This window comes from Bacillus sp. YBWC18, from assembly GCF_002998775.1.
Taxonomy (GTDB): Bacteria; Bacillota; Bacilli; order Bacillales; family Bacillaceae; genus Bacillus.
In genome coordinates, this window is record NZ_PVRI01000003.1 from 26,954 (window position 1) to 53,492 (window position 26,539).

The following is a 26,539-nucleotide window of genomic DNA, read 5'->3' on the forward strand; positions in this document are numbered from 1 at the left end:
GTGTGAAAACAAATGGCAGGTGGACGCAGAGGCGGTCGTGCGAAACGTCGTAAGGTATGTTTCTTTACTTCTAACGGTATCACGCACATCGATTACAAAGATGTTGATCTTCTTAGAAAGTTTGTTTCTGAGCGTGGTAAAATTTTACCTCGTCGTGTAACAGGAACTAGCGCTAAGTATCAACGTAAATTGACATTAGCGATTAAAAAATCACGTCAAATGGCATTACTTCCATACGTTACTGGTGAGTAAGTCGTTGACTTAAAAGCGGAGAGCCTTGAGCTCTTCGCTTTTTTTATTTGTCTCACTAAGAATCTCATCCGAATTGGCTAGAGCTGTTTTTGGCGGGCTTCCTAGGGGAAGTATGTAAAAGAGAGAGAAAGTGACAGTTTGTTCTATACAAATACGGGGTCAATCTGTCATATTGATAGTCTAGAAAATAATTGCAGTCAGGGCGTGGGAAGATGATTGACTTTAAGAAGGTATCGATGCAATTTTCTGATGAGCGCTATGCCGTTCAATCGGTTGATTTAGAGATTCAGAAAGGTGAATTTTTTGTATTTATTGGACCTAGTGGAAGCGGGAAAACGACGACATTGAAAATGATCAATCGTCTCATTTCTTCTACAGAAGGTGAGATTTACATAAAGGGTCAAAAAATAAATGATTATGATATGTATGAGCTGCGCTGGGATATTGGGTATGTTCTGCAGCAAATTGCTCTTTTTCCTCATATGACCATTGAAGAAAATATCGCCGTGGTGCCAGAGCTCAAACAGTGGAGCCGGAAAAAGACCAATAAGCGGGTGGATGAATTGATGCAGATGGTTGGGCTTGATCCTGCTATGTATCGACATCGAAAGCCATCAGAGCTATCTGGTGGACAACAGCAGCGTGTCGGTGTGGCACGTGCACTTGCAGCTGATCCTGAGATTGTCCTGATGGATGAACCCTTTAGTGCGTTAGATCCACTAACGAGGGAGAAATTGCAGGATGATCTGCTTGATTTGCAGCGCCGTATTCAAAAGACCATTGTCTTCGTGACGCATGATATGCAGGAAGCGATGAGGCTTGGTGATCGAATTTGTATCATGAAGGAAGGGGAAGTGGTGCAGATTGGTCGTCCAGAGGAATTGGTTCAACACCCAGTCAATGCTTTTGTTCGGGAGTTTGTTTCAGGGGCTGCTCGCCATGTGGGACATCAAGCGTTTGAGCTAGAGGCCATGGCTAGACCAATGGCTCATGAGGCTCTTTTAGGCTATGAAGCGATCACAGCACATGCCACGCTGGACGATGTCTTATCCCAATTGGCAAAGCATGAGGAATTGGCTGTGGAAAAGGATGGGGAGCGAATTGGACTAGTGAATCGTCAAGCGGTGATTCAGTTTTTAGCTGATTCTCCTAGAGAGAGGGGCGAGTCACATGAATGATTGGATCAGTGTGTTATTGGACCGAAAAGAACAATTGGGACACGCCTTACTTGAGCATATTCAAATTTCTTTTATTGCTTTATTTTTAGCGATTTTGATTGCCATTCCATTAGGTATCTATTTAACGAGGGTGCCAAAGCTTGCAGAGTGGGTGATTGGGGTGACGGCGGTTTTGCAAACAATTCCGTCGCTCGCGCTGCTTGGCTTGTTGATTCCTCTCGTTGGGATTGGACAAGTGCCTGCCATTATTGCGCTTGTCGTCTATGCCTTACTCCCTATTTTAAGAAATACATATACAGGCATTCAGGAGGTCGACCCTTCCCTGAGAGAAGCGGCGCTTGCCATGGGAATGAATCACCGCAAACGGTTATTAAAGGTGGAGCTGCCTTTGGCCATGCCAGTCATCATGGCAGGTATCAGAACCGGGATGGTTCTCATTGTGGGAACTGCCACTCTTGCCGCACTGATCGGAGCTGGGGGATTAGGAAGTCTGATTTTGCTGGGAATTGATCGAAATGATATGTCGCTCATTGTCATTGGCGCTATACCAGCTGCCTTACTCGCACTCTTATTTGATGTGGTGCTGCGCACTTTTGAGAAAATCTCTTTTAAAAAGACTGTGAGCTCTGTGACGGTTTTTGCTGTGATTGCAGGAGCAGTTGTCGCGGGCCCATTACTGTTTCAACAAGAAAAGAAAGAAATCACCATCGGTGGAAAGTTAGGATCAGAGCCTGAAATCCTGATCTCGATGTATAAGCTTTTAATTGAACAGGATACGGATATTCAAGTCAATCTTAAGCCTGGTCTTGGCAAGACGTCCTTTGTTTTTCAAGCTTTACGGTCTGGTGATATTGATATTTATCCTGAGTTTACCGGTACTGCGATTTCTGAGTTCCTCAAACAAACAGCGAAAAGCACAGATAAAGAAAAAGTGTATGAGCAAGCGAGGCGTGGTTTGGAATCATCCTTTCAGCTCCGCCTTCTTGAGCCGATGGCTTACAACAATACGTATGCTTTAGCCGTGCCTCAGTCGCTGGCTGATCAATATGATGTATCCAATATTTCAGATCTAGGCAAGATCAAGAATCGCATAAAGGCTGGATTCACCTTAGAATTTTCTGATCGACAGGATGGGTATCTAGGTATTCAAAAGACCTATCAATTTTCCTTTGACGATGTGGTGACGATGGAACCGAAGCTTCGGTATCGAGCGATTCAAAAAGGAGATATCAATTTAGTCGATGCGTATTCGACAGACAGTGAATTGAGGGAATACAAATTAAAGGTGCTTGATGATGATCAGCATGTTTTCCCGCCATATCAAGGAGCACCGCTGCTAAGACAGGAGACATTAACTGAGTTCCCTGAGATCAAGACCTCTCTCAATAAGCTTGGTGGTCAAATCACAGATGATGAGATGAGAGAAATGAATTATGAAGTAAATGTGAAAGGTAAGGATGCATTTCAGGTTGCGAAAGCCTATTTAAAAAAGAAAAAATTACTGCAATAATCAAGGAAGAGCAGGTCTGTTATGTAAAAAGCAGACCTGCTTTTTTAAAAGGGAAAACAAAAACCGTTGACATTTATTTAAAAACATCATATCCTTAATTCGAGATAAATATATTTTTTTGATTTAATATCTCGAATTCGAGATAATATAAAGACGTCAGTAAAGACATAATGAATAGAGGCTTGTACTTCATGATTAGGAGGTCATTAGAATTGAAGAAAACAGAAGGAATTCACCATATCACAGCAATTGTAGGGCATCCTCAGGAGAACGTTGATTTTTATGCAGGTATTTTAGGACTTCGTCTCGTGAAGAAGACCGTTAATTTTGATGATCCAGGTACGTACCATTTATATTTTGGAAATGAAGGAGGATCTCCGGGGACGATTATCACGTTTTTCCCTTGGCCAGGTGCTCAAAAGGGACAAATTGGCGCTGGCCAAGTGGGCGTGACGACATATGTTGTACCGCCAGGCGCTTTCTCTTTCTGGAAGGAACGTCTTGAGCAGTTTGATATTTCTTATGAAATGGTTGAACGCTTTGATGAAGCCTTTCTCTCATTTGAAGATCCACACGGCTTGTTGATTGAGCTAGTAGAACGTGCGGAGGGAAAACAAAATGATTGGACATTTAATGGCGTAACGCCAGATGTTGCAATAAAAGGGTTTGGGGGAGCTGTTTTATTAACATCACAGCCAGAGCAAACGATGCAGCTGCTAGAACAAACAATGGGTTTTGAACGAGTTGGAGCAGAAGAGGATTATGTAAGATTCCGTTCATTTGGTGAGATAGGCAATGTCATTGATGTGAACAAGACACCTGTTGCACGCGGACGTATGGGTGTTGGGGTTGTGCATCATATTGCATGGAGAGCGACAGATGATCAGGATCAGTTAGATTGGCAAAGACATATTGCACAAAGCGGGTATCAAGTGACACCTGTGCAAGATCGAAATTACTTCAATGCCATTTATTTTAGAGAGCTTGGCGGCATATTATTTGAAATTGCGACTGATCCTCCAGGGTTTGCACACGATGAATCAGTGGAAACTATGGGTGAAGCATTGAAACTGCCACCGCAATATGAGGCGCAGCGCAGTCAGATTGAACAAATTGTGCTGCCAATAGAAGTGAGAGAGTGGAAAGGGAAAGGAGATTCATGATGAAGCATCTTTTTCGAAAAGGAAAGAATGAACAAAGACCTGTTTTGTTATTACTGCATGGTACTGGCGGGACGGAAGAAGATTTATTGCCGCTTGCCGATTTGGTTGATGCTGACGCTTCTGTTCTTAGTGTGAGAGGAAATGTGTTGGAAAACGGTATGCCGCGCTTTTTCAGACGTTTAGCAGAGGGTGTTTTCGATGAGCAGGATTTAATTGAGCGGACAGAGGAACTGTATACATTTATCGGAGAAGCAGCAGATGAATATGGGTTCGATCGGCACAATGTGGTGGCTATCGGATATTCTAATGGGGCAAACATTGCTGGAAGTCTTTTATTCCATTACGAGGATGCGTTAAAAGGAGCTATCCTGCATCATCCAATGGTCCCAAGACGCGGGGTTTCATTGCCTTCATTAGCGGGGAAACAAGTCTTTATCGCAGCTGGTGAAAATGACCCAATGTGCCGTCCAGAGGAATCACAGGAGCTCGAGCAATTGCTGCAAGGCGCAGGCGCTTCAGTTACGCTTCATTGGGAAAATCGAGGACATCAGCTAACAAGAGAAGAAGTCGATGCTGCGGCATTATGGTATCGTCGTCAATTTTAATGAAGGTGGGGAATACAGGTGGGATTTTTACAGAAGCTTTTTGGGCAAACCAAACAAAAGGAGATGGAACAAATGGAAAACGTAAAATTAGCGATTATTTATTATAGTTCAACAGGTACAAACTATCAGATGGCAAAATGGGCTGAAGCTGGAGCGAAAGAAGCTGGCGCAGAAGTGAAGGTATTAAAGGTTGCTGAATTGGCACCAGAAGCAGTTGTAGCATCAAATCCAGCATGGAAAGCACATTTAGACGAAACAAAGGATGTTCCAGAGGTTCAATTAAGTGATTTAGAGTGGGCAGATGCTATCATCTTTAGCATGCCAACACGTTTTGGTAACCTACCGGCTCAAATGAAGCAATTCTTAGACACAACTGGCGGCTTATGGTTCCAAGGGAAATTAGCAAACAAAGCAGTGAGTGCGATGACCTCTGCACAAAACCCAAATGGCGGGCAGGAACAGACCATTCTTAGCCTTTACACAACGATGTTCCACTGGGGAGCGATTATTGCCGCTCCTGGATACACAGATGACTCGTTATACGGTGCAGGGGGCAACCCTTATGGCGTGAGTGTCACTGTTGACCAAAACGGAAAGATCCAAGAGGATGCAGAAGCTGCTGCAAAACATCAAGCAAAACGTACAGTCAATGTAGCAGAATGGATCAAAAAGGGTCAAAACGCTTAATCGATGAATACAAAAAGAATGCAGCCTAGGCGCTGCATTCTTTTTTATTTAATAAGGATCTGATGGTGTGCTGTTGTTAATCGCTTCGTCCACGGCTTGTGCGGCGCCTGTAGAGCCTATAGGTCCGCTTGGCTGTTCTTGTTTGAAGGCTTTTAAGCCATCAGCGACACGCTTTCCGTAATCAGGGTCAGCCTTTGTAAAGTTTTCGATCATTTGCTCTTGAATGTCCTTTTGACAGGTCGCAAGGGTGTTGACTAAGTTCTTAATCAGTTCCTCACGTTCCCAATCATTGAAGCGGCGATACGTTTCTCCGGCTTGGCCAAAGTTGTTCGGGCGGTCAATGGCTTCTCGTTTGACGTCACCCTCTACAAAAGGCGTATGATCTTTTCCATCCTGCTTGGCTTCTTTTAATCCGCAGAGGATCGATGGTTCATAATTCACATGAGGGTTTTGTTCTTTGCCTTGATCGACATGGTATTCCATTTGCCCATCTCTTTGATTCGTGGCCACATGCTTTTTCGGTGCATTGATCGGCAGCTGTAAATAGTTTGGCCCCACACGATATCGCTGCGTGTCAGAATAGGAGAAGGTGCGCCCTTGAAGCAACTTATCATCTGAGAAATCCAAACCGTCTACGAGAACGCCAGTCCCAAAGGCGACCTGCTCGACTTCTGCGAAATAATTTTCTGGATTTTTGTTTAACACCATTCGTCCAATCGGTTTCCATGGATAGTCATCCTTGTACCAAAGCTTTGTCGGATCAAGCGGGTCAAAGTCAAGGTGAGGATGGGCATCATCTTCCATGATCTGCGCATATACCTCCCATTCAGGATGATCTCCTTGCTCAATGGCTTCATACAAATCCTGTGTGGCATGATTAAAGTTTTCTCCTTGAATCGCTTGAGCTTGTTCTTGCGTCAGGTTGCGAATGCCTTGCTTCGGTTCAAAGTGATATTTAACCAGCACTGCTTTTCCTTCATGGTTCACCCATTTGTAAGCATGGACACCTGAGCCTTGCATGTGCCGATAGGTTGCGGGGATGCCCCATGGTGAAAAGAGAAATGTCACCATATGCGTCGCTTCAGGTGATTGCGAGACGAAGTCAAAAATACGCTCGCCGTCTTGACGGTTGGTGACAGGATCAGGCTTAAAGGCATGAACCAAATCAGGGAATTTCAAAGCATCTCGGATAAAGAAAATTTTGAGGTTGTTCCCCACGAGATCCCAGTTGCCTTCTTCTGTATAAAATTTAATCGCAAATCCTCTAGGGTCACGCAATGTTTCTGGTGAATGACCGCCGTGAATCACAGAAGAAAAACGAACGAAAACAGGTGTCTTTTTCCCTTTTTCCTGAAATAATTTTGCCCTTGTATAAGTGGAAATGGGTTCGTCACCGAATGTGCCATAGGCTTCAAAATAACCGTGAGCTCCGGCCCCGCGCGCATGGACGACACGTTCAGGAATGCGTTCACGATCAAAATGACTAATTTTCTCTAGGAAATCGTAGTTTTCAAGCGTAGTTGGTCCTCTATTCCCAACGGTTCTCATATTTTGATTGTCTGTTACGGGATGACCTTGCCGATTTGTTAAAGTGTCTTCTGACTCTGAAGATGGTTTAGGGTGTTGTTCTTCTTTCAATTAAATCCCTCCTTCAATACCTCCCTAACAATATGGTCATCATGCTCCCTATTTCATACAAGGATTGATATAATGATTGAAAACTTTCACGAGGAGCGAACCTGATGATTCGATTACACTGCCTTCACGCCCATCCGTCCAATCAGTCATATATAGAAGATGTTTTTGGCGATACCGATATTGCGCTTTATCACACGGTCGATTCATCATTTATAGAACGCGCTACACAAGATCCCACTTTTGATCAACACAAGCAGCAAGCCTATGTCATCAACAAATTGATGCAAGAAGATGAAGCCGATCTCATTCTGCTCACGTGTACACAATACATTGCCGCTTTGGGTGATCAGCAGCATCTTTTTAAACGACCGATTGTTCCGATCGATGAACCGTTATTTGAGCTGATTTGTCAGGGAAAAGGGCCTCTTCAACTTGTGTTTTCAAACCCGGATACAGTGGAAGGGACGATGAAGCGGCTTAAATCATATGCAAAAGAGCACGGCAAACAGATTGATGCAGAAGTTATGGTGATGGAGGATGTCTTTCACCTTTGCCTAAATGGTGATATACAGGCTTATGAGGAGCAAATCAAAAAGCAGCTCAGAAGATGTATGAAAAAAAGCGGAGATATTTGCGTGATGCAGCTATCGATGGTTCATGCGGCACAGCAGATGGAAGAGGAGACAGGCGTTCCGATCATTCATCCGCTTTCTCCACTTAAACAGTTTGTCCATCAAACAATATCTGCTTTGAAAGAGTGAACCTGTCTGGTTCGCTCTTTTTGTATAGAAACGGAAATGGGATGACATGTTAAAAAAATAACCGAGCGCAAACTATTTTCAAAAGGCGCGCGTCTATCCATTGTAAGAAATAACCGATGCGCATTTAAGATAAAGGAGCTCTTTGTAAAATGAAGAAACGAAAGATTGAGGATCAATTTGCTGATTACGTAATGGAGCATAAACACAGTTTTTATCGATTGTCCTATAGTTATGTCAAAAACTCAGAGGATGCGATGGATGTCGTTCAAGAGGCGATTCATAAAGCACTCAAATCTGTTCACCGATTAGAGGATGCGACTAAGATGCATAGCTGGTTTTATAAAATCGTGGTGAACGCTGCCCTAGACTTTTTACGAAAAAAGAAGCGGGTGCAAGTGACAGATGATGACACACTCGAATTCTTGTCAAAGGGTGAGTCAGATGTCTATGAGGATCAAGATGTCAGACGAGCCATAGAGGATTTGCCTGAGATGTACCGGGTTATCATCATTTTGAGATTCTTTGAAGATTTAAAATTAGAGGACATCGCCCATATTCTCGAAGAAAACGAAAACACCATCAAAACAAGATTATATAAGGCGTTGCGGCTTTTAAAAGTAGAATTATCGCAGGAGGAAATATAAATGGATAAGCATTTGGAACAGTTAAAAGAGGAATATTTAGAAATCCCTATTCCACCGGAATATGATGCTATGGTTGAACGAACGTTGAAACGAAAAAACAAAAAACCTCATTTTCAGCAATGGACCATTGGACTTGTTGCTGCGGCTGCTCTATTTGTCACGACAGTTAATGTCAGTCCACAGGCGGCAAGAGCCATTTCAGAGGTGCCTGTCATTGGCGAGCTGGTGAAAGTCGTGACATTCACAGAATTTAAAAAGAGCGATCAAGGAACGAATATTGACCTTAAAACACCACACGTTTCAGGGCTTGGGGACGGAAAATTACAAGACAGCCTGAATCAAAAATATTTAGCTGAAAACAAAAAGCTGTATCAAGATTTTGAAAAGGAAACAAAGGGTTATAAAAATGGTCATTTAAGTGTAGAGAGCGGATATGAAGTGAGAACGAACAATGACCAAATTCTCTCGTTAGGTCGATACAAGGTGACGACTCAAGCTTCTGCGGCAGAGGAAATGACATATGATACGGTGGATAAGAAAAACCATGTACTCATTACATTACCAAGCTTGTTTAAAGATGACCGGTATATAGATGTCATTAGTGAAAATATTAAAGATCAAATGAAGAAACAGATGAAAGAGGATTCAAATAAGATTTACTGGATTGGCAAGCAAGATATGGCGGATCCATTTAAGAAAATTAAGCCGGATCAAAGCTTCTATATCAATTCAAAAGGCAAACTGGTGATTTCCTTTAATGAATATGATGTGGCACCTGGTTACATGGGTGTAGTTGAATTCACGATTCCAACAAGTGTGCTAAAGGATATTCTTGTCAGCGATATGTACATTCATTAAAAGAAGAAAAAAGACTGCTGAACATGTCAGCAGTCTTGTTGTGTTGATTAAGAAAGTGCGTCTGTTAGTGCAGGTACCACTTGTTTCTTTCTTGATACAACACCTTTTAGTAAAGCGGTGTTGTTTTCAAGTGTGACGTTAAATGCTTTTTCTACTTTTGCAGCTTCTGCACCGAGTGCAAGAGCAAGGGAGTCATTTTCTAAGATGTCTGTGATCACTAGAACGAATAGATCAAGACCTTTCGCTGCGATGACTTCATTGATTTTCGCTTCAATGTCAGCCTGTCTTGCTGTTACTTCCGCGATATCTACTGTATTGACTTGCGCAATTTCCACTTTGCTGCTGCCTAGTGCGAATTCTTTTGCATCAATTGTAATTAATTCTTGAACCGTTTTTTGGCTTAGGTCAGCGCCAGCTTTCAGCATGTCTAGGCCGTAAACTTCTGGATCTACCCCTGCAATTTCAGCTAGCTCATGCGCAGCATCAATGTCTTGCTGTGTGCATGTTGGGGATTTGAATAGCAAGGAATCAGAAATGATTGCAGATAAAAGCAAACCAGCGATTTCTTTTTCAATCTTCACTTGGCTCTCTTTGTACATTTTGTTTAAGATTGTTGCTGTACAGCCAACAGGCTCAGCGCGATAGTAAAGAGGTTCACTTGTTTCAAAGTTGGCAATACGGTGATGATCAATAACCTCAGTCACTTGTACTTGATCAATATCGCTTACACTTTGTTGGAATTCGTTATGATCGACAAGAATGACTTGCTTTGTTTCGTTTGCAGCCGTTTCAATGAAACGAGGTGCTTCTTGTTTAAAGAAATCTAATGCGTATTGTGTTTCTCCATTGATTTCTCCAAGTCTGACCGCTTCTGCCTGAACGCCGATTTTGTTTTTCAGATCAGCGTAAGCGATAGCAGAGCAAATCGTGTCTGTGTCAGGGTTTTTGTGTCCGAATACGAGTGTTTTTCCCATGTGAATTCTCCTTCTTACATTTATTGATGATGTTTCTATTCTAACAGCTTTTGACCTTGAATTCAGGGTTTATAGCTAAGAATAATCTAAAAAATTGTAACATGCTGATTGAAAAGTTGCATGTACGAATCTATATTGGTGTTCCACGTGAAACGCTCCTAAGATAGCCTGCATTTTACTTGCGATTTGCCGCTATGGTAAAATAAAGGTTGGGGTAAGACATGGTGTAGCTTACATCGTACGTATACATAGAAGGACACATTGAGCAAGATATAGAAAAAGGATTGGATAGAGGTGAAGGTGTGAAACAAACAAAAGCGTTAGTAGAGGGCGCTATCATGATCAGTATTTTTTCTGTCATGATGCTGTTTTATTTGTATGTGCCGCTATTATCCATTATTTTCTTTCTAGCTGCTCCGATACCGATTATCCTCTATACAATCAGGCACGGCTTGAAAAAAGGAATTGCTGCTGGCGCTATTGGGATAGTGATCAGCTTTTTAATTGGGTCTCTTGCTGGACTCATGAGTGCGCCAATTCTGATTGCTGCCGGATTAGGCATGGGTGTTTTCTACAGCAGAAGGCAGCCTGGGAATGCCATCATTACAGGTGCGCTGATCTATTTATTCAGTTTTCTTATCTCCTTTATTGTCAGTGTTCAGCTTTTTCAAGTCGATATCATGGGTATCGCGAAAGAGTCGGTTGAACAAATGATTCCGATGTTAGAGAGTGTCTTAAAGCAATCCGGCGCTTCTGAGCAGAACATTGCGAAGCAGCTGAAGCAGTTCAGAGAGATGCAGGATGCTGCATTGAGTGCTTTGCCTGTAGCGCTGTTAATTGGTGTCACATTGCTGGCGTTCGTGAATCACTGGTTCGTGCAGCCTCTGATCAAACGGTTTGTCAAAGACATGCCGGTCTTGAAGAAATTTAAGGATATGCGGCTGCCAAAAAGCATGGTATGGTATTATTTACTCACACTGCTTTTGATGCTGATTCAGACGGAAAAAGGCAGCTTTTTATGGCTTGTTCAAACGAGTGCTTTTCAAATTTTATTTATACTGGTGCTTATTCAGGGATTTTCTTTTATCTTCTATTATTGCCACGAAAAAAGCATCTCAAAAGCGGTGCCCATTTTCGCTATCGTGTTAGGGGTTCTCTATCCGCCAGTCGGTGTGATTGTGCGTATTATAGGGATTGCTGACATAGGCTTTGATTTAAGAGAGAAAGTAAAAAACAAATAATTCACTCTGAATGTTGAGGAGTTGATATCAGTGCCAAGCTTCTATAGAAAACCTGTCATCAAGTATCCGATCATCGCGCTAATTGTTTTTGCGGTGGTCACAGTCCTCCTCAACCTTTATTATAATTGGATCATAGGAGCGGTTGGTCTTTTCGTTCTTGCAGGTGTGCTCTACTTCTTAAAGTGGGCAGATACGCAAGTGCAAAAAGAGATTGATTCATATATTTCAACATTATCCTATCGAGTCAAAAAGGTTGGAGAAGAAGCATTAATGGAAATGCCAATTGGTATTATGCTGTTTAATGACCAGTATTATATCGAATGGACAAATCCATTTCTCGCTTCGTGCTTTCATGAAAGCACGCTTGTCGGCAGATCTTTGTATGATACATTCGAGTCCGTTGTGCCTCTTATTAAACAAGAGGTCGAGACAGAAAATGTGACGCTGAATGACCGGAAATTCAAAGTCATTATTAAACGGTCAGAGCGCCTTTTATATTTCTTTGATGTCACGGAACAGGTGCAGATTGAAAGACAGTACGAAAATGAACGAACGGTGTTATCTTATATCTTTTTAGACAATTACGATGATGTCACGCAGGGTCTTGATGATCAGGTGCGCAGCACCATTAATAGTGAAGTGACGTCGCTGTTAAACAATTGGGCACAAGAATATGGCATTTTCCTGAAGCGAATTTCGTCTGAACGATTTATGGCGGTTCTAAATGAGAGCATTTTAGCAGAGCTGGAAGCGTCGAAGTTCTCCATTTTAGACGAGGTCCGTGAGAAAACAGGGGCGCATAGTGCGACGCTTACTCTGAGTATCGGGATTGGAGCGTCCGTTCCTTCTTTAAAAGAGCTTGGGGCACTTGCGCAGTCGAGTCTTGATCTTGCCCTCGGACGAGGCGGGGATCAGGTCGCCATTAAGCAGCCAAATGGAAAAGTGAAATTCTACGGCGGGAAAACGAATCCAATGGAGAAACGGACACGTGTACGCGCACGAGTCATTTCTCATGCTTTAAAAGAAATTGTATCTGAAAGCGGAAATGTCATGATCATGGGGCATAAGTTCCCAGACATGGACTCGATCGGTGCATCGATTGGAATTTTAAAGGTCGCCCAGGCCAATGGGAAAGAAGGCTATATTGTCATTGATGCCAACCAGATTGGTGACAGTGTTCAACGCTTGATTAGTGAGATTAAGAATTATGAAGATCTTTGGTCACGTTTTATCACCCCAGAGGAAGCCATGGAGCTTGCAGAGGATGATACATTGCTTGTGGTCGTGGATACACATAAACCGTCTCTCGTCATGGAAGAACGACTGCTCAATAAGATTGAAAATGTCGTGGTCATTGACCATCATAGACGCGGCGAAGAGTTTATCCGTGATCCATTACTTGTCTATATGGAGCCGTATGCTTCATCCACAGCAGAGCTTGTGACAGAGCTTTTAGAGTATCAGCCGAAGAAATTGCGTATTAACATGATTGAAGCTACTGCGCTTCTCGCAGGGATCATCGTGGATACGAAGAGTTTCTCGCTGAGAACGGGATCAAGAACGTTTGATGCAGCATCCTATCTTCGTGCGAAGGGGGCAGATCCTGTCCTTGTGCAAAAATTCCTAAAAGAGACAGTTGATCATTACATCAAACGGGCAAAACTCATTCAACATACAGATTTGTATCAAAATCAGGTGGCGATTGCTTCATTGCCGTCAGACAGCTCGGAGTATTATGATCAAATTACGATTGCCCAGACGGCTGATTCTCTGTTGTCAATGAGTGAGGTAGAAGCGTCATTTGCTGTCGCTAGACGAGATGACAACACGGTGTGCATTAGTGCGAGATCATTAGGAGATATCAACGTCCAAATTATCATGGAAGCGTTAGATGGCGGCGGTCATTTGACTAACGCTGCCACCCAAATGTATGGTATAACCATTGAAGAAGCGGTAGAGCAGTTAAAAGCTGCCATTGATGAATATTTCGAAGGAGGGGTTCAAAGATGAAAGTCATCTTTCTAAAAGACGTAAAAGGCAAAGGGAAAAAAGGCGAAGTCAAGAATGTAGCTGACGGATACGCTCACAACTTTCTCATCAAACAAGGGTTAGCGGTTGAAGCAAATCCAACGAACCTAAGCGCATTGGAAGGGCAGAAAAACAAAGAGAAAAAGAATGCCATCCAAGAGCTTGAACAAGCGAAGCAACTAAAAGAGACACTTGAGGCGTTAACAGTGGAGCTCACTGCAAAATCAGGTGAAGGCGGTCGTCTGTTTGGATCGATTACAAGCAAACAAATCGCTGATAAATTACAAAAAGATCATCAAATCAAACTCGATAAGCGCAAAATCGAGCTGAATGACGCCATCCGTGCATTAGGTTACACAAATGTACCGGTGAAGCTTCATCCAGAGGTACAAGCAACGTTAAAGGTTCATGTGACAGAACAAGCATAAAGCAGAAAAGAACCCGTCTCACGAGGAGGCGGGTTCTTTTTTTATGATGGATCTGAAATATAGACGCTTCGTCCGGCTCGCATACCGGATAAAAACATGAAAAATAGGATGATGATAAAGATGATAATGGATGGCGTCCATGTATGTGTGAGATCAAAAAGGATACCGATCATGAACGGACCAACGGCGGCTAATAAATAACCGAGAGACTGCGCCATTCCGGAAAGGGCAGCGGCTTGCTCCATATTGGTCGTCCGTAATCCGATAAATGTGAGCGCCAGACTGATGCTGGCACCTTGTCCAATACCGATCAATAAAACAGAGATCACGAGAATAGGCGTCGATCCTCCGAGAAGAAGTCCGATCATGCCGAGTAAATACACAAGGACAAGTCCGAAGACAAGCGGTCTTTGTGTTTTTAATTTTTCTGCAAAAACAGGCGTTAAAAAGGTGGATGGCAGTCCAGCAAACTGCATAATGGACAGCATCCAGCCGGCTGTCGACAGGTTCATTCCATGTGATGTTAAAATATCGGGAAACCAGGCGATACTGCTATAGAAAAGGAATGACTGCAACCCCATAAAAAAGGTCACCTGCCATGCGACACGTGAACGCCATATTGGCTGCTCTGTGAGCGAAATGCTTTTGACGGCCGCTGTGTTCTGATGAAGAAGCTGTGGCGCCCAGACCATCATCGCGAGAAGAGCAAGGCCAGCCCATACGAGGAATGATGTATTCCAGCCGCCAGGCATCGTATGACTGAGTGGAACACTGACACCTGATGCAAGTGCCGCAAAGACGGACATCGAGGTCGTATACACGCTCGTCATCAATCCAGCATGTGCAGGAAATTTATGCTTCACGAGCCCCGGTAAGAGCACATTACATATTGCAATCCCGACACCGACAAGCGCGGTTCCAATCATTAAGAAGGTGATCGTGCCAAACGAGCGAATCACAATCCCAAATAAAAGGACAGCAAGCCCAAGCCAAAGGGTTCGTTCATTGCCAAGACGTTTTCCGATTTTAGGTGCAATTGGAGAAAGCAATGCGAATGAGAGCAGTGGTAATGTTGTGAGAAAACCCGCAAGTCCATTTGAAAGCTGTAAATCGGAACGAATGGCGCCGATGAGAGGCCCCACGGACGTAATGGCAGGCCGCAGATTAAATGCAATGAGTAAAATCCCAGCAATCAGCAGGATGGTTTGTCCTTTACTGCGAGGATGTAATGTTGATTGTTCTAGTTGTTGTTCCATGAATGTAAACTCCTTTATTTCTTTAAGAAGAACGATCTTTCTTCTGTTCAAGTTCTGCTAGTTTAGCGATTAAGATAGGCTGCGGCATATGCATGATTTGTTCAATGGGTACATTGAGTGATGCCGCAAGTTTTTGTGCTGTATCGGCTGAGATTTGTAAAGGTCTCATACGCAAATCCCTCCTCTTTCAATCTATACGTTCCAATATATCATATCGGCTTTGTGCCATGCTGATAAAAAATTAGAGTTCTCTTTTATAAAACCACTTTATGGCCGATAAGAAATTTTTTTGAAATTGTTTCAGATGATGGCCCTCCCCTTGTTCGATGTGATATTGCAGCTGCCAATCCTGCATCCCTTTCTGTAATAAAAGGTCATGTAGTTGTTTGTTGAATAAAGGCATGTGCTGTTGAGCAGATGTTTTGCCTTTACCTTCTTCACTGCCTACAGATAAATAGACAAGGTGCTCCACACACTGAATGCTTTGTTGTTTAGCAAACGGTAGAAAATCTTGATACCAAAATGACCCAGAGATAGATGCGATGTTTTTAAAAAGGGCAGGGTGCATCAATAGGGTATAAATAGCAAATAGTCCACCTAATGAAGCACCTACGTGACTATGTTGATGACAGGTCTGCTTGACTGGATATTCTCTTTTGATATATGGGAGCAAGTCATTTGCTAAAAATGACATATACGTCTGTGCCTCGCCATTAAAGTCAGGAAACTCAGAACGCAGTGATGACGCCTTCCATGGTGTATATTCATCAAGTCGATTGAAGGGGTGTATGCCGACAATGATGATTGGCGAGATGGTATTGGCTTCGATCATTCTTTCGATCTCTAGCAGGTGTGTTCTAAACAAAGAAGAGCCATCTTGTACAAAGACAGCTGGAACATCAATAGAGGTGTCCTGTGGAAGGTAAATATCAAGCTGACGCCCATTAAATTCGTCATATAGAAACGTTCCGTTCATGTGTATTCTCTCCTCAAGGTTTTCAACTACACTGAAAAGAAGACAAAGAGCTAAAAATAAAGATCATTTTAGCCCTTTGTCAACAATCTGATCGCGCAAATTGGCGCTTCTTTTTTTAGTTGTTTTTCTCTAACCATTTGACAGCTTTATCAAGGAAGGTTGTTTTGCTTAGTGCTGTTCCTCCTTGAAGCATAGGATCAACGACATTTGCATTGATGTGCCCATTTTTCACAGCTTTTAGGCTTGTCCAAATTTTATTTTGCTCTAAGTCCTTCAATGCGTTTGGATTCGATGAGTTTTCCGCTTTAGAGAACTGAACAAAAATATAGTCAGGATTTAGTTCGCCCAGGCGCTCCATTGAAATCATCGCTTGTGCTTTGGCTTTTTTGATATCACTTGGTGCTGTAAATCCTAAGTCCCCATATAAGGTAGAGTTGAAGTATACATCTTCAGGATACACGTACAGGTCTCCCTGTCTAATGCGTAAAATGACAGCTGTTTTGTTGTTGCTTTTGTCTTTCAGGGTTTCTTTCGCCTGTTTGAGATCTTTCTGATAATCAGAAATGATGTTTTTGGCTTCTTCACTCTTTCCAGTCAGCGTACCGAGCAATAAAAGATTGCTTTCCCAGTCAGAAGAGACATGGGATACTGGGATCGTCGTTTGGACTTTATCCAGTTTTTTAATTGTTGCAGGCGGGAACTTTGTTGATCCGAGTATCACGTCTGGTTTTAGTTTTAAGATTTTCTCTAGGTTTGGTTCTGTTTTTTCACCGATGCCTTCTGTTTTCGCTGTGATGTCTTTAAATAATTCAGGGAATGTGCCGCCTACGGTAGAAGCACCAATAGGTTGGATACCAAGTAATTTTGCATCTTCCATTGATTCTAGGCTTCCAGCAATGACGATTCGTTTCACTGGTGTTTTGAGCTTGTACGTTTGATCTAAGTAATTGATTTTTGTTTCTGTTGCTTCAGCTGACTTGCTTTTGGCTGTGTTTGAAGCAGGTTTATTTTCTGTAGCACCACAGGCTGCTGTGGTGATCGTCATGATACAAAGGGTAAGCAATGCTAACCATTTTTTCATTTGTTTTCTCCTTTAACTGATAATTGTTCTCAATTAAAGATTGTATTAGGCTTTCGTCCTTTTAGCCATAGACAATTCTCTATCAAATGATGGACTTTTTACGGAAAAAAAGATAAAAGGTCCTGAATGACTCGTTGATGACTGGCTGCTGTGTATTCACGCCAAGGGTCAGAAGCGAGTGGATAGACTGCTTGTTGACTCACAGCCTTGAGATTTTGCCAAGCCTCCTGTTGCTTTAACTTTTGATAAAATGCAATGGTTTTTGGCTCCTTATGCAAGAAGAGGAAGATGGCGTCTGGGTCTAGCTGTTGTATGGAACGAATGCTGATTTTTTTTTCTATTAGCTGACCATCATTCTGAAAAGCTGGCAGAAGACCAATGTCATGAAAAATCACTTCTGACATGGTGCGATTTACAGACAAGTAGAGCTGATCTTGAAAGATACGAAGAGGCAGGACGGTTTTTGGTGGATGATCAACAAGGCATGCCTTTTTCGCTTGAATGACGATTTCCTCGTAATGAAGCAACCATTCTTCTGCTTCCTTCGCTTCGTTCAGGAACATAGCTGTTTGTCTGAATTGAGCGCGCCAATTCAATTGTGTGAATGGAACAAAGTGAACAGGACAGATGGTTTTCAACACTTGTTTTTCTTCCTCTGTCACATGATCATTGGCAATGATCAGCTCAGGTTTTGTTTCCTTTAATTGCTGTAAATTGGCTTCAGCGTGCTCGTTGATACGATGTGCACTCAGGTGAATCGGAATTTCTTCTGCATGATGCTCAAAATCATGTGCTGTCCATTTAGGATGAAGAGGGGCAGCATATGGGATGATATGAATTGGTGTGAGCTGACCGAGTATGGAATGACCATAGGCTGCAATTTTCCGCTGACGGCTTTTCATATAAGCAGAAGGGGTCATGCCAGTTTTTTTCTTAAAGATGCGGCTAAAGTAATAGGGATCTTGATAGCCGATTTCCAGTGCAATGTCTTTGAGCTTTGCATTGCTTTTTGCCATTAACTGTTTGGCTCTAGCCATCCTTTTCTTGGTGATATAATCAGTGACACTCACATCAAAATGCTTTTTAAATAGGTCACTGTAATGATTGGCGCTGATGCCAGCCATATGAGATAGACTTGTAAGGCTGAGGGGTTCTTCGGAATGTTGATCAATATATTGTTTTGTTTTGAAAAGGGCATGTGCCGTGTCACAAATATCTTCTTTATGCAGTGTGAAAAGCTGCATAATGAGCTGTTGAAAAAGAGTTTGGCTTCTAAAAAAGCTAATGGATTCAGGTCTTTTCCATTCCTCTGTCATTTCAGGCAGTAAAGAATGAATTTGTTCAATCGAGCTAATATCGATAAATTGCCATACATTCAGTAAAGAACGGGCATGTTCAGTTGATACTTCTCCTATGTTTTGATCTTGCAGTGTGTAGAGCTGAAAGCGAAACAGATAGAGCTCGTGTTTTCGATAAGGCTCTGTTTTCAACATAAATGTTTCCCCAGGCATGATCGTATAGAGTGTCAGATTTTTCAATCGCCATTTTTGATCGTTCAATGTGAGTAAACCGCTGCCGCTTATGCTGAAGAGGAGGCAGAATGTATCTGATAGCTGTTGCTCCGTATGCGGAAGCTCTGCATTATTTATTTTTTCAGTATATGTTAATCGATAGATGAATTGTTCGGCATTTGCCATTGTACGTAATTGATTGTTATTTCCCATAAAACCACCTGATCTCTTAATGATTGATAAACATTCTCAATTAAATTGTAGCAGAAAGGGCTGGAAAGATGGTGATGTTTATTCTGTCAAAAAAGCACCCTGAGTGAGATCAGGGTGCGATGATTTATTCCGTTTTTCCATGTGCTAGGGCAGGTTCTTTTGTTAAGCTTAAAGGCCGTAAGTCCTGCCAGTGTGTCTGGATATAATCGATGCAGGCATTTCTAGTGTCTTCACCAAAGACCTTTTCCCATCCATCTGGCACTGGTGCAAATGATGGCCAAAGTGAATGCTGTCCTTGTTCATTGACAAGCACAAGAAAGACACCGTCTTCACGATCAAAGGGATTTGTCATTTGTCATCTCTCCTTTATTCTTAGTGCTTTTGTTTGACCCGATGCAGTGTGTTGTCTAAGATGACACCAATTTCTGCTAGGGGTTTAGGCTGGCACATGTCTTTGTGCCGGCAATGAATGTCGTGCTGTTCAATTTTTCCGTTGATATAAGGTGCCCATGCTTCGGGATCAATTGGTGTAAACCAATCTGGGATAATGGTAGATCTAAAGAATAATATATCTCCATGATAAGTTTTTGGCTGATATTCTCCGAGCAATCGAACTGAATTGACATAGGTTTCTTTTAGATTTCTAATGGCATCTTCACTTAAGCTTGCTAGTGCACTGCCATCTTTTTTCAAGATGTCGACGGCACTTTTCATTGTGAGCGGTTCATCTGTTAAGGTATCTGGATCATAACCGCCGAGCGCAAGAAGAGCGATTAGTGCTTCTTCTTCATCAGGTGCTTCTTTAATCGGTAAGAAATGGTTCGGATAGGCATCCAGCATCGCAACGAGTGAGATTTCTTCACCTTGCTGCTGGAGCTGTGTAGCCATTGCCTGTACAACGTTTCCGCCTAGTGACCAGCCAAGAAGATGATAAGGGCCTTTTGGCTGAATCGTTTGGATGTGCTTGATATAATCCGCAGCCATATCATCTAGTGTGCGCGGGTAGTCATCTTTTCTTGCGATTCCTCGTGCCTGTAATCCATAAATAGGGATGTCTTTCTCTAATGTATTCAAGAGGCCTGCATAGCACCAGCTAAGACCACCTGCTGGGTGAACACAGAAGAGAGGATATCTTTCTCCATTTGTTCGTAGTGGCAGCAAGATTTCTAGTGCGTTTTCATCGCTTCCTGTTTCTAGTTTCTCTGCCAAACTTGCAACATTTGGTGCTTCAAACAACGTTCCGATGCTTAGTTTGACACCAAGTGCATCACGAATGCGGCTGATTAAACGAACCGCAAGTAAGGAATGCCCGCCAATGTCAAAAAAGCGATCGTCAATGCTGATTTTTGGCAAATCAAGCACCTCTTCAAAGAGATGACATAGGATTTCCTCCTTCGGATTTCTTGGGCCGCGGCCATCCGTTTGCTTTATATGCAATTGAGGTGCCGGCAGTGATTTTTGATCAAGCTTCCCGTTTGCTGTAAGTGGCATGGTATCAATCTGTACATATGCCGCAGGCACCATGTAATCAGGAAGACTGGCTGCGGCAAAATGACGAAGGGTCTCTGTATCGAAACAGTCTTCTTCAGTTGTTACGATATATGCGACTAAGCGTTTGTCACCAGGCTGATCCTCTCGCATAATGACGGCAACTTGTGCAACTGCATCGTGGCGTGCCAGAACGGCTTCGATTTCTCCAAGTTCAATCCTAAACCCGCGTATTTTAATTTGGTGATCAGCTCTGCCAATGTAATCAAGTGCCCCTTCTTCTGTCCAGCGTGCGAGGTCACCTGTACGATACATCCTTGTGCCAGGTGCTCCATAAGGGTCGGCAGGGAATCGATCTGAGGTCAGGTCAGGCCTGCTTAGATAACCTCTGGCCAAGCCAGCTCCAGCTACATACATTTCACCTGTCGTCCCAGGGGGAACAGGTTGTAGGTATTCATCTAGTACGTAAACGTGTAGATCAGGAATCGGTTCGCCTATTAAGCTACTGGATTTCTTTGCGATCATGTCTCGATTGAGTATATTGTACGTAACGTGTACGGTGGTTTCTGTAATGCCGTACATGTTAATTAGCTTTGGCTTACAGTCTGGGTGACGGCTGTACAAATCTTCTAATCTGCTAAGCTCTAATGCTTCACCGCCAAAGATGACATAGCGGAGTGATAATGCTTGACCAAGTGTCTGTTGTTCCTTGTCTATCTGCATGAGCTGATAGAAGGCAGAAGGTGTTTGATTAAGCACAGTCACACCTTCCTCGACTAGAAGCTGCAGCATCTCTTCTGGAGAGCGAGAGATGGTATGAGGTACAATGACAAGTCGACCTCCATATAAAAGTGGTCCCCATATTTCCCATACTGAAAAATCAAAGGCATACGAATGAAACATTGTCCAAACATCTTCTTCATCAAAATGGAACCAATGTGCAGTAGATGTCAGAAGACGGATGACATTTTGGTGTGGGATGACCACTCCTTTTGGTTTCCCTGTAGAACCGGATGTATAAATAATATAGGCCGGATGCAGAGAAGATAGTGGCTCAATTCTGTCTATATCAGCCGGATTGTGATTTGGCGTAGTCAGCAATTGATCGCTCGTTTCTTTTTCGTCTAACAAAATCAAATCGCAATCAGCAGGGAGATGCACTGCATCTGCTTTTGTTGTGATGCTGCAAACGGGTTTGGCATCTTGTATCATGTATGCCAGCCTGTCTGCTGGATAGTCAGGATCAAGCGGAACATAGGCTGCGCCTGCTTTATGAACGGCTAATAAGCTTACGAGCATATCGATTGATCTAGGCAGGGCAAGTGCAACGAACTGTTCTGGTCCAACGCCTCTTTCTATTAATAAATGAGCAAGTCGATTGGCTTTGTTGTTTAACTCTTCATAGGTAAGCTGTTGATTGCCATCCGTTACAGCCACTCGATCAGGGTATTGCTGCGCCGTTTTTTCAAATAAGTCTGGGAGACTAGGTGCTTGGTCTAACTGAGCGAATGTCTTTTTGTCAGGGAGAAATGTTTGTCGTTCTTTATCCGACAAAATGTTCACTTGACCAATCGGCAGGTGTGGGCGCTCAGCTACTTCTGTTAAAAAGCGCTTCATTCTGTCAGCGATTGCTCGAATGGTGCTTTGTTTAAATACATCTGTACTGAATTCAAACAAACCTGTTAATCCTGCTGCTGATCCAGTTTCAGTTCTTTGTTCTGTCAATTCGATGGTCAGATCAAATTTAGCTGACCCTACTGGTTTCACGTAGAGATCTGAGTCAAGTTGTGTCAGCTTCATTTCCGCCTTCGGTGTATTTTGGAAGGCAAGCATGACCTGGAACAATGGATTGCGTGATCTGGATCGGGTTGGATTTAGGATTTCGACTAGCCGTTCAAATGGCAGATCCTGATGCTCATAGGCTGCTAAGTCAACGTCTCGAACTCGCTTCAATAGCTCACTAAAGGTTGGATTACCAGCTGTATTTGTACGTAATACTAGTGTGTTCACAAACAATCCCACAATGTCGTCAAGTGCATCGTCATTCCGTCCAGCAATTGGACTGCCAATTGGGATATCTGTCCCCGCCCCAAGGCGTGTCAGTAATGCTGCAAGTGATGCTTGAAGCACCATGAACAAACTCACTTGATGCTGCTTTGCAAGCTCAAGGAGCAGCTGGTGTAAAGCGGGCTCAATCGTAAAGTCTATCGTAGCACCGTTGAAGCTTCCTTCCTGTGGACGCGGGAAGTCATAGGGAAGCTCCAGTTCTTCTGGCAGGTCATGTAAGGCACCTGTCCAATAGCTTAGTTGCTTGGCAAATAGACTATCCGTCTCTTCTTCACTGCCCAACAGCTTTTGTTGCCAAATAGCATAGTCAGCATATTGAACAGGTTCGGCTGGCAAGGAGAGTGATTTCCCTTGTATACGTGCTTCGTAAGCAGCAGCTAAGTCTCGTGTCAATGGTGCAAGTGACCAGCCGTCACCAGCGATGTGATGTAGCAATAGAAGCAGTACGGATCGATTTGCATCAAGCATGAATAAATCTGCTCGCAGTGCGGGTTCTTCTTCAATCTTAAAGCTATAGCGAATGGCTTCGTTTAACTGATTCTCAATTTGTTGATCGCTTGAAGCTGTGACATGGAGTTCAGGCTGAACACTTTTTGGATGTAAAATGACCTGTCTTGGCATGCCGTTCTTATTTGGAAAAATGGTTCTAAGGGTTTCATGTTTTTCAGTGATATCTGCCAATGCACCAATTAAAGCTTTTTGATCTAGTGTACCTGTCAGCTGAATGACAAGTGGGATATTGTAAGTTGGACTTGGCCCTTCAAGGCAATGAAGGAACCAGAGCCGTTTTTGGGCAAAGGATAACGGAATCTCATCTGGCTTGTTTTCTACCTGAAGCGGCGGCCGAATGTCCTTCGCTTTGTCAATGTGCTGCGCAAGCTCAGCAACTCGAGGTGATTCAAAAATGGTACTCATGCTTAGGTCTGCACCAAGTGTATCGCGTATACGTCTAAGCAGACGAGCGGCGAGTAAGGAATGTCCGCCTAAGTCAAAGAAACTATCATCTATGCCAATTTGAGATAGGCCAAGGGTTTCTGCAAATAAACTACATAACATGTCTTCTTGGGGCGTTCTAGGTGTACGGTCAGAACTAACTAAAGACATATTTGGTGCTGGTAATGCTTTGCGATCGATTTTGCCGTTTGGTGTAAGTGGAAGGTCTGGCAAAACGACAACAGCAGAAGGCACCATGTAATCAGGAAGTGATGCAGCCACAAACTGCCTGAGCTCTGAAGGGTGCAGAGAAGTGCCATCTGTCAGCACAACATACGCACAAAGCAGCTGTTGTCCAGGTTGATCCTCACGAACGATAACAGATGTATGCTTTATGGATTGGTGTTGCATAATCACGGTTTCGATTTCACCTAGTTCAATACGGAAGCCGCGGATTTTAATTTGATGATCGGCACGGCTGATATAATCAATTGAACCATCCTCACGCCATCTGGCTAAATCACCAGTACGATACATTCTCGTGCCTTTTGTACCGAATAGATCAGCCACAAAACGTTCAGCCGTTAAATCATATCGTCCAAGATATCCTCTGGATACTCCTTCACCTGCAATATAAAGTTCACCGATTGATCCTGCTGGGACAGGGTTTAGCCCTTCATCTAAAATGTAAATACTCGTATTCCAAATGGGTTTGCCAATTGGCGGCCCGCTATTCTCTTGATGTGCTGTGACATTTTCCATCGTAGACCAGATCGTCGTTTCTGTAGGTCCGTACAAATTGGTAATGTCGCATTGAAGAGATTGCAATGTGTGCAAAAGGGAGGCAGGGAGTGCTTCTCCTCCAACAAGAACACGCATACCTGTTATCACGTCAGGGTATTCATCTGCCAATACATGCCACAACGTTGGTGTTGCCTGCATGATTGTGACATGATGAGAACGAATCATGTCTGAAAGCTTTGCTGGCTCTTGTATGATTTCTTTTTTTGCCAATAAAAGAGCAGCCCCATGTAAGAGTGGGAGGAACATTTCTAGCCCGGAAATATCAAAGGCAATGGTCGTTACCGCTAAAAGCTGATCTCCTTGATCTAATAAAAATGAATCTTGCATGGACAATATAAAGTTGATCACATTTCGTTTTGTTACAACAACACCCTTTGGTTTGCCTGTCGATCCTGACGTGTAGAGGATGTAAGCCGGGTGATGTGGAGAGCCTTCGTTCCAGGTCGGATTGAGATGCGGACTCCCTACGATCTCCTGATAAACAGTTGAATCATCGAGTTGAACGATGTGTGGATGGTCCAAACGGTCTGCAGTCTCTTTGACTGTGAGCAAGCACGCTGGTTTGGCATCATTTAGCATATAGGCGACACGATCGCTAGGGTAATCAGGGTCTAATGGCAGATATGCGGCTCCTGTTTTGACGACGGCCAACAGACTTACGACCATATCGATGGATCGAGGCAGAGCAATTGCGACAAATTGTTCTGGTCCGATGCCATGCCTTTTCAAATAATGAGCTAATTGATTTACCCGTTGATTTAACTCTTCGTAGGTCAAAGTGGTTCCTTCAAACTGTATTGCTTTTGCTTGTGGTGTTTTGCTGACTTGTTTTTCAAATAGTTCCCGTAAAGATTCTTTTGGTAATTCTCGTTTTGTATCATTCCAGTGCTTGAGGATGTTCTCTTTTTCTTTAGACAAAAGAAGGTTGAATTGACTGATTGTCTGATCTTGTTCTAGTCCAGTTATTTCCTCCAGCAATTGAAGAAAACGATGCTGATGAGCGTCAACTGCTTGCTCTTTGTAAACGGCAGGGTTTGCATCAAAGTCGATTTGAAATCCGTTCCCGTCCGCGCGGTCGTATATGTTGATCGATAAATCATCTACGGGTCCTGCTGAAAGATTATGTGCTTGACCAATGCTCTGATCGAACATGAGATCATAATCAAATGGCATGATATTGATCTGTGGGCCGAATAATCGTTGATTTCTTCCGATGAGTTTAAAGTCTCTCCGCATGTCTTCGTGACGATATCTTTGATGAGGCCGAATGGCTTTCAGTTCATCAGATACTTGGCGAACAAGTGCTGAGAGCGTCATTTCTGGTTTGCATGTTAAACGAAGCGGTACTAGGTTCATGACCATTCCGGGTGTTTGCAAGGCGCAAGATCCAAGGCGCATCATAACAGGCAATCCTAAAATAATATCGTGTGCACCAGTCATACGATGCATATATAGAGCGGATGCGGCAAGAATCATTTCATGCCAGGTACAACCGAAAGCTTGAGCATTTTTTTTCATTTTGCTTACCTTTTCGGCATCATAGCTAGCGGTTTTTCGGATAAAATCATCTGAAGTTCTTGGGGCAAGCTCAGCAAGGCTCACAATTTCAGGTTGATCAGCAAAGCGATTTTTCCAAAACGCTCGATCCTCTTCATACCGATTGGACTGTTGATAGGTGATCTCCTCTTGGACTACGTCATGTAAGGCTCCAAATGTTTGAGGAGGCACAGGTGTCCCTTTCGATAGGGCTGAATAGACCTCAGCAACACGGCGTGCAATGAGCGAAAAGGCGAATCCATCAATGGCAATGTGATGAATGCGCTGATACCAGATAAATCGGTCGTCAGCAAGTTGAAAAAGTACTTCACGGAATAATACATCTTTCTCTAAAGAGACTGATGTTGAAAGATCTGCATTCATCCATGCTTTAGCCGCATCAAGCGGCTGTTTTTCATATTGTAAATTGATATATTGAAATGGAATCTCTTTCTTAGATGTAAACCATTGCTTTGGACCGTCAGTATCCTCAACGAAGCGCATATACAAGGAATCTGCTTCTAAGACAGTCTTTCTAATGGCTGCTTCAAAGTGTATGGGGTCAATATAACCTTTAATATCTATATACTCAGCTGTATTGAAAATGGGATTAGATGGATCAAGCTGCTGCGCATACCATATGCCTGATTGGGCACCGGTTAGTGGGAATGAATCGACTGACTGGATCGACAAGGGTCTATACCTCC

General features: G+C 43.1%; 21 protein-coding genes. 12 read left to right on the forward strand and 9 right to left on the reverse strand.

All coding sequences use genetic code 11. The annotated features are described in order from the left end of the window. Positions 1-12: 12 nt before the first annotated feature. The 6 genes from rpsR to wrbA all read left to right on the forward strand — a co-directional run bounded on the left by rpsR (position 13) and on the right by wrbA (position 5,395). Positions 13-252, forward strand: a complete 240-nt coding sequence (gene rpsR, locus C6348_RS09635) for a 30S ribosomal protein S18 (RefSeq protein ID WP_008347556.1) — start codon at positions 13-15, stop codon at positions 250-252. Between the two features lie 212 nt (positions 253-464). Beyond that, positions 465-1,430: an ABC transporter ATP-binding protein gene (locus C6348_RS09640; protein ID WP_106042779.1), complete on the forward strand. Its 966-nt coding sequence runs from the start codon at positions 465-467 to the stop codon at positions 1,428-1,430. After that, positions 1,423-2,940 (forward strand): ABC transporter permease/substrate-binding protein, encoded by a 1,518-nt coding sequence (locus tag C6348_RS09645; protein WP_106042781.1) that lies wholly within the window; start codon positions 1,423-1,425, stop codon positions 2,938-2,940. The genes C6348_RS09640 and C6348_RS09645 overlap by 8 nt, the downstream gene beginning before the upstream one ends. A gap of 191 nt (positions 2,941-3,131) precedes the next feature. Next, positions 3,132-4,103, forward strand: coding sequence for a ring-cleaving dioxygenase (locus C6348_RS09650; RefSeq protein WP_189293914.1), 972 nt, complete (start codon positions 3,132-3,134; stop codon positions 4,101-4,103). Next, positions 4,100-4,708 carry an alpha/beta hydrolase gene (locus C6348_RS09655; RefSeq protein WP_060597699.1) on the forward strand — a complete coding sequence of 203 codons (609 nt, stop codon included), beginning with the start codon at positions 4,100-4,102 and terminating at the stop codon, positions 4,706-4,708. The genes C6348_RS09650 and C6348_RS09655 overlap by 4 nt, the downstream gene beginning before the upstream one ends. Before the next feature lie 72 nt (positions 4,709-4,780). After that, entirely contained in the window at positions 4,781-5,395 is a 615-nt protein-coding gene (wrbA, locus tag C6348_RS09660; protein WP_003215063.1) for an NAD(P)H:quinone oxidoreductase, read from the forward strand. Positions 5,396-5,443: 48 nt separating this feature from the next. Here the strand turns inward: wrbA and katX are convergent, their stop codons facing one another. Further along, positions 5,444-6,943, reverse strand: coding sequence for a catalase KatX (katX, locus tag C6348_RS09665; protein WP_262982732.1), 1,500 nt, complete (start codon positions 6,941-6,943; stop codon positions 5,444-5,446). 194 nt (positions 6,944-7,137) lie between these two features. Between katX and C6348_RS09670 the strand changes: the two genes are divergently transcribed. The 3 genes from C6348_RS09670 (at position 7,138) to rsiV (ending at position 9,296) form a co-directional block, all read left to right on the forward strand. Next, a complete protein-coding gene (locus tag C6348_RS09670) occupies positions 7,138-7,794 on the forward strand; it encodes a hypothetical protein (protein WP_106038849.1) in 657 nt (218 codons plus the stop codon). A 149-nt stretch (positions 7,795-7,943) separates the two neighbouring features. After that, positions 7,944-8,438 carry an RNA polymerase sigma factor SigV gene (gene sigV / locus C6348_RS09675; protein WP_106042787.1) on the forward strand — a complete coding sequence of 165 codons (495 nt, stop codon included), beginning with the start codon at positions 7,944-7,946 and terminating at the stop codon, positions 8,436-8,438. Then, positions 8,439-9,296, forward strand: coding sequence for an anti-sigma-V factor RsiV (rsiV, locus tag C6348_RS09680; RefSeq protein ID WP_106036341.1), 858 nt, complete (start codon positions 8,439-8,441; stop codon positions 9,294-9,296). Between the two features lie 47 nt (positions 9,297-9,343). Here rsiV and C6348_RS09685 read toward each other — a convergent pair whose 3' ends face one another. Beyond that, positions 9,344-10,270: a manganese-dependent inorganic pyrophosphatase gene (locus C6348_RS09685; RefSeq protein ID WP_106042789.1), complete on the reverse strand. Its 927-nt coding sequence runs from the start codon at positions 10,268-10,270 to the stop codon at positions 9,344-9,346. A 302-nt stretch (positions 10,271-10,572) separates the two neighbouring features. On the opposite strand from C6348_RS09685, the gene C6348_RS09690 reads away from it, so the two are divergent. From C6348_RS09690 to rplI, 3 genes are read left to right on the forward strand one after another with little or no spacing between them, the layout of a single operon-like run. Then, positions 10,573-11,511: a YybS family protein gene (locus tag C6348_RS09690; RefSeq protein ID WP_034660744.1), complete on the forward strand. Its 939-nt coding sequence runs from the start codon at positions 10,573-10,575 to the stop codon at positions 11,509-11,511. A 30-nt stretch (positions 11,512-11,541) separates the two neighbouring features. After that, positions 11,542-13,521, forward strand: coding sequence for a DHH family phosphoesterase (locus tag C6348_RS09695; RefSeq protein ID WP_106042791.1), 1,980 nt, complete (start codon positions 11,542-11,544; stop codon positions 13,519-13,521). Next, complete coding sequence (gene rplI / locus C6348_RS09700) at positions 13,518-13,967, forward strand: 50S ribosomal protein L9 (RefSeq protein ID WP_034323903.1); 450 nt, start codon at positions 13,518-13,520, stop codon at positions 13,965-13,967. Before C6348_RS09695 ends, rplI begins: the two co-directional genes overlap by 4 nt. A 41-nt stretch (positions 13,968-14,008) precedes the next feature. Here rplI and C6348_RS09705 read toward each other — a convergent pair whose 3' ends face one another. From C6348_RS09705 to C6348_RS09735, 7 genes are all read right to left on the reverse strand, one after another. Then, a complete protein-coding gene (locus C6348_RS09705) occupies positions 14,009-15,223 on the reverse strand; it encodes a CynX/NimT family MFS transporter (RefSeq protein WP_106042793.1) in 1,215 nt (404 codons plus the stop codon). Positions 15,224-15,245: 22 nt separating this feature from the next. Continuing rightward, positions 15,246-15,392 carry a YycC family protein gene (locus tag C6348_RS09710; RefSeq protein ID WP_106042795.1) on the reverse strand — a complete coding sequence of 49 codons (147 nt, stop codon included), beginning with the start codon at positions 15,390-15,392 and terminating at the stop codon, positions 15,246-15,248. A 72-nt stretch (positions 15,393-15,464) separates the two neighbouring features. After that, entirely contained in the window at positions 15,465-16,199 is a 735-nt protein-coding gene (locus C6348_RS09715) for an alpha/beta hydrolase (protein WP_060597691.1), read from the reverse strand. A gap of 115 nt (positions 16,200-16,314) precedes the next feature. Continuing rightward, positions 16,315-17,280: an ABC transporter substrate-binding protein gene (locus C6348_RS09720; RefSeq protein WP_106042797.1), complete on the reverse strand. Its 966-nt coding sequence runs from the start codon at positions 17,278-17,280 to the stop codon at positions 16,315-16,317. A gap of 98 nt (positions 17,281-17,378) precedes the next feature. Continuing rightward, positions 17,379-19,004: an AraC family transcriptional regulator gene (locus tag C6348_RS09725; RefSeq protein WP_066031473.1), complete on the reverse strand. Its 1,626-nt coding sequence runs from the start codon at positions 19,002-19,004 to the stop codon at positions 17,379-17,381. A gap of 124 nt (positions 19,005-19,128) precedes the next feature. Then, entirely contained in the window at positions 19,129-19,356 is a 228-nt protein-coding gene (locus tag C6348_RS09730; protein ID WP_025093680.1) for an MbtH family protein, read from the reverse strand. A gap of 20 nt (positions 19,357-19,376) precedes the next feature. After that, a complete protein-coding gene (locus C6348_RS09735; RefSeq protein ID WP_106042799.1) occupies positions 19,377-26,525 on the reverse strand; it encodes an amino acid adenylation domain-containing protein in 7,149 nt (2,382 codons plus the stop codon). Between the last annotated feature and the right edge of the window lie 14 nt (positions 26,526-26,539).

Bases quoted from the DNA above. Each gene is read 5' to 3' on its own strand.
- C6348_RS09650 (WP_189293914.1), top strand. From the start codon at position 3,132: ATGATTAGGAGGTCATTAGAATTGAAGAAAACAGAAGGAATTCACCAT.
- C6348_RS09655 (WP_060597699.1), top strand. From the start codon at position 4,100: ATGATGAAGCATCTTTTTCGAAAAGGAAAGAATGAACAAAGACCTGTT.
- rsiV (WP_106036341.1), top strand. From the start codon at position 8,439: ATGGATAAGCATTTGGAACAGTTAAAAGAGGAATATTTAGAAATCCCT.
- C6348_RS09670 (WP_106038849.1), top strand. From the start codon at position 7,138: ATGATTCGATTACACTGCCTTCACGCCCATCCGTCCAATCAGTCATAT.
- katX (WP_262982732.1), bottom strand. From the start codon at position 6,943: ATGAGAACCGTTGGGAATAGAGGACCAACTACGCTTGAAAACTACGAT.
- C6348_RS09720 (WP_106042797.1), bottom strand. From the start codon at position 17,280: ATGAAAAAATGGTTAGCATTGCTTACCCTTTGTATCATGACGATCACC.
- C6348_RS09730 (WP_025093680.1), bottom strand. From the start codon at position 19,356: ATGACAAATCCCTTTGATCGTGAAGACGGTGTCTTTCTTGTGCTTGTC.
- C6348_RS09705 (WP_106042793.1), bottom strand. From the start codon at position 15,223: ATGGAACAACAACTAGAACAATCAACATTACATCCTCGCAGTAAAGGA.
- rplI (WP_034323903.1), top strand. From the start codon at position 13,518: ATGAAAGTCATCTTTCTAAAAGACGTAAAAGGCAAAGGGAAAAAAGGC.
- sigV (WP_106042787.1), top strand. From the start codon at position 7,944: ATGAAGAAACGAAAGATTGAGGATCAATTTGCTGATTACGTAATGGAG.
- C6348_RS09715 (WP_060597691.1), bottom strand. From the start codon at position 16,199: ATGAACGGAACGTTTCTATATGACGAATTTAATGGGCGTCAGCTTGAT.
- C6348_RS09685 (WP_106042789.1), bottom strand. From the start codon at position 10,270: ATGGGAAAAACACTCGTATTCGGACACAAAAACCCTGACACAGACACG.
- wrbA (WP_003215063.1), top strand. From the start codon at position 4,781: ATGGAAAACGTAAAATTAGCGATTATTTATTATAGTTCAACAGGTACA.
- rpsR (WP_008347556.1), top strand. From the start codon at position 13: ATGGCAGGTGGACGCAGAGGCGGTCGTGCGAAACGTCGTAAGGTATGT.
- C6348_RS09645 (WP_106042781.1), top strand. From the start codon at position 1,423: ATGAATGATTGGATCAGTGTGTTATTGGACCGAAAAGAACAATTGGGA.
- C6348_RS09710 (WP_106042795.1), bottom strand. From the start codon at position 15,392: ATGAGACCTTTACAAATCTCAGCCGATACAGCACAAAAACTTGCGGCA.
- C6348_RS09725 (WP_066031473.1), bottom strand. From the start codon at position 19,004: ATGGGAAATAACAATCAATTACGTACAATGGCAAATGCCGAACAATTC.
- C6348_RS09640 (WP_106042779.1), top strand. From the start codon at position 465: ATGATTGACTTTAAGAAGGTATCGATGCAATTTTCTGATGAGCGCTAT.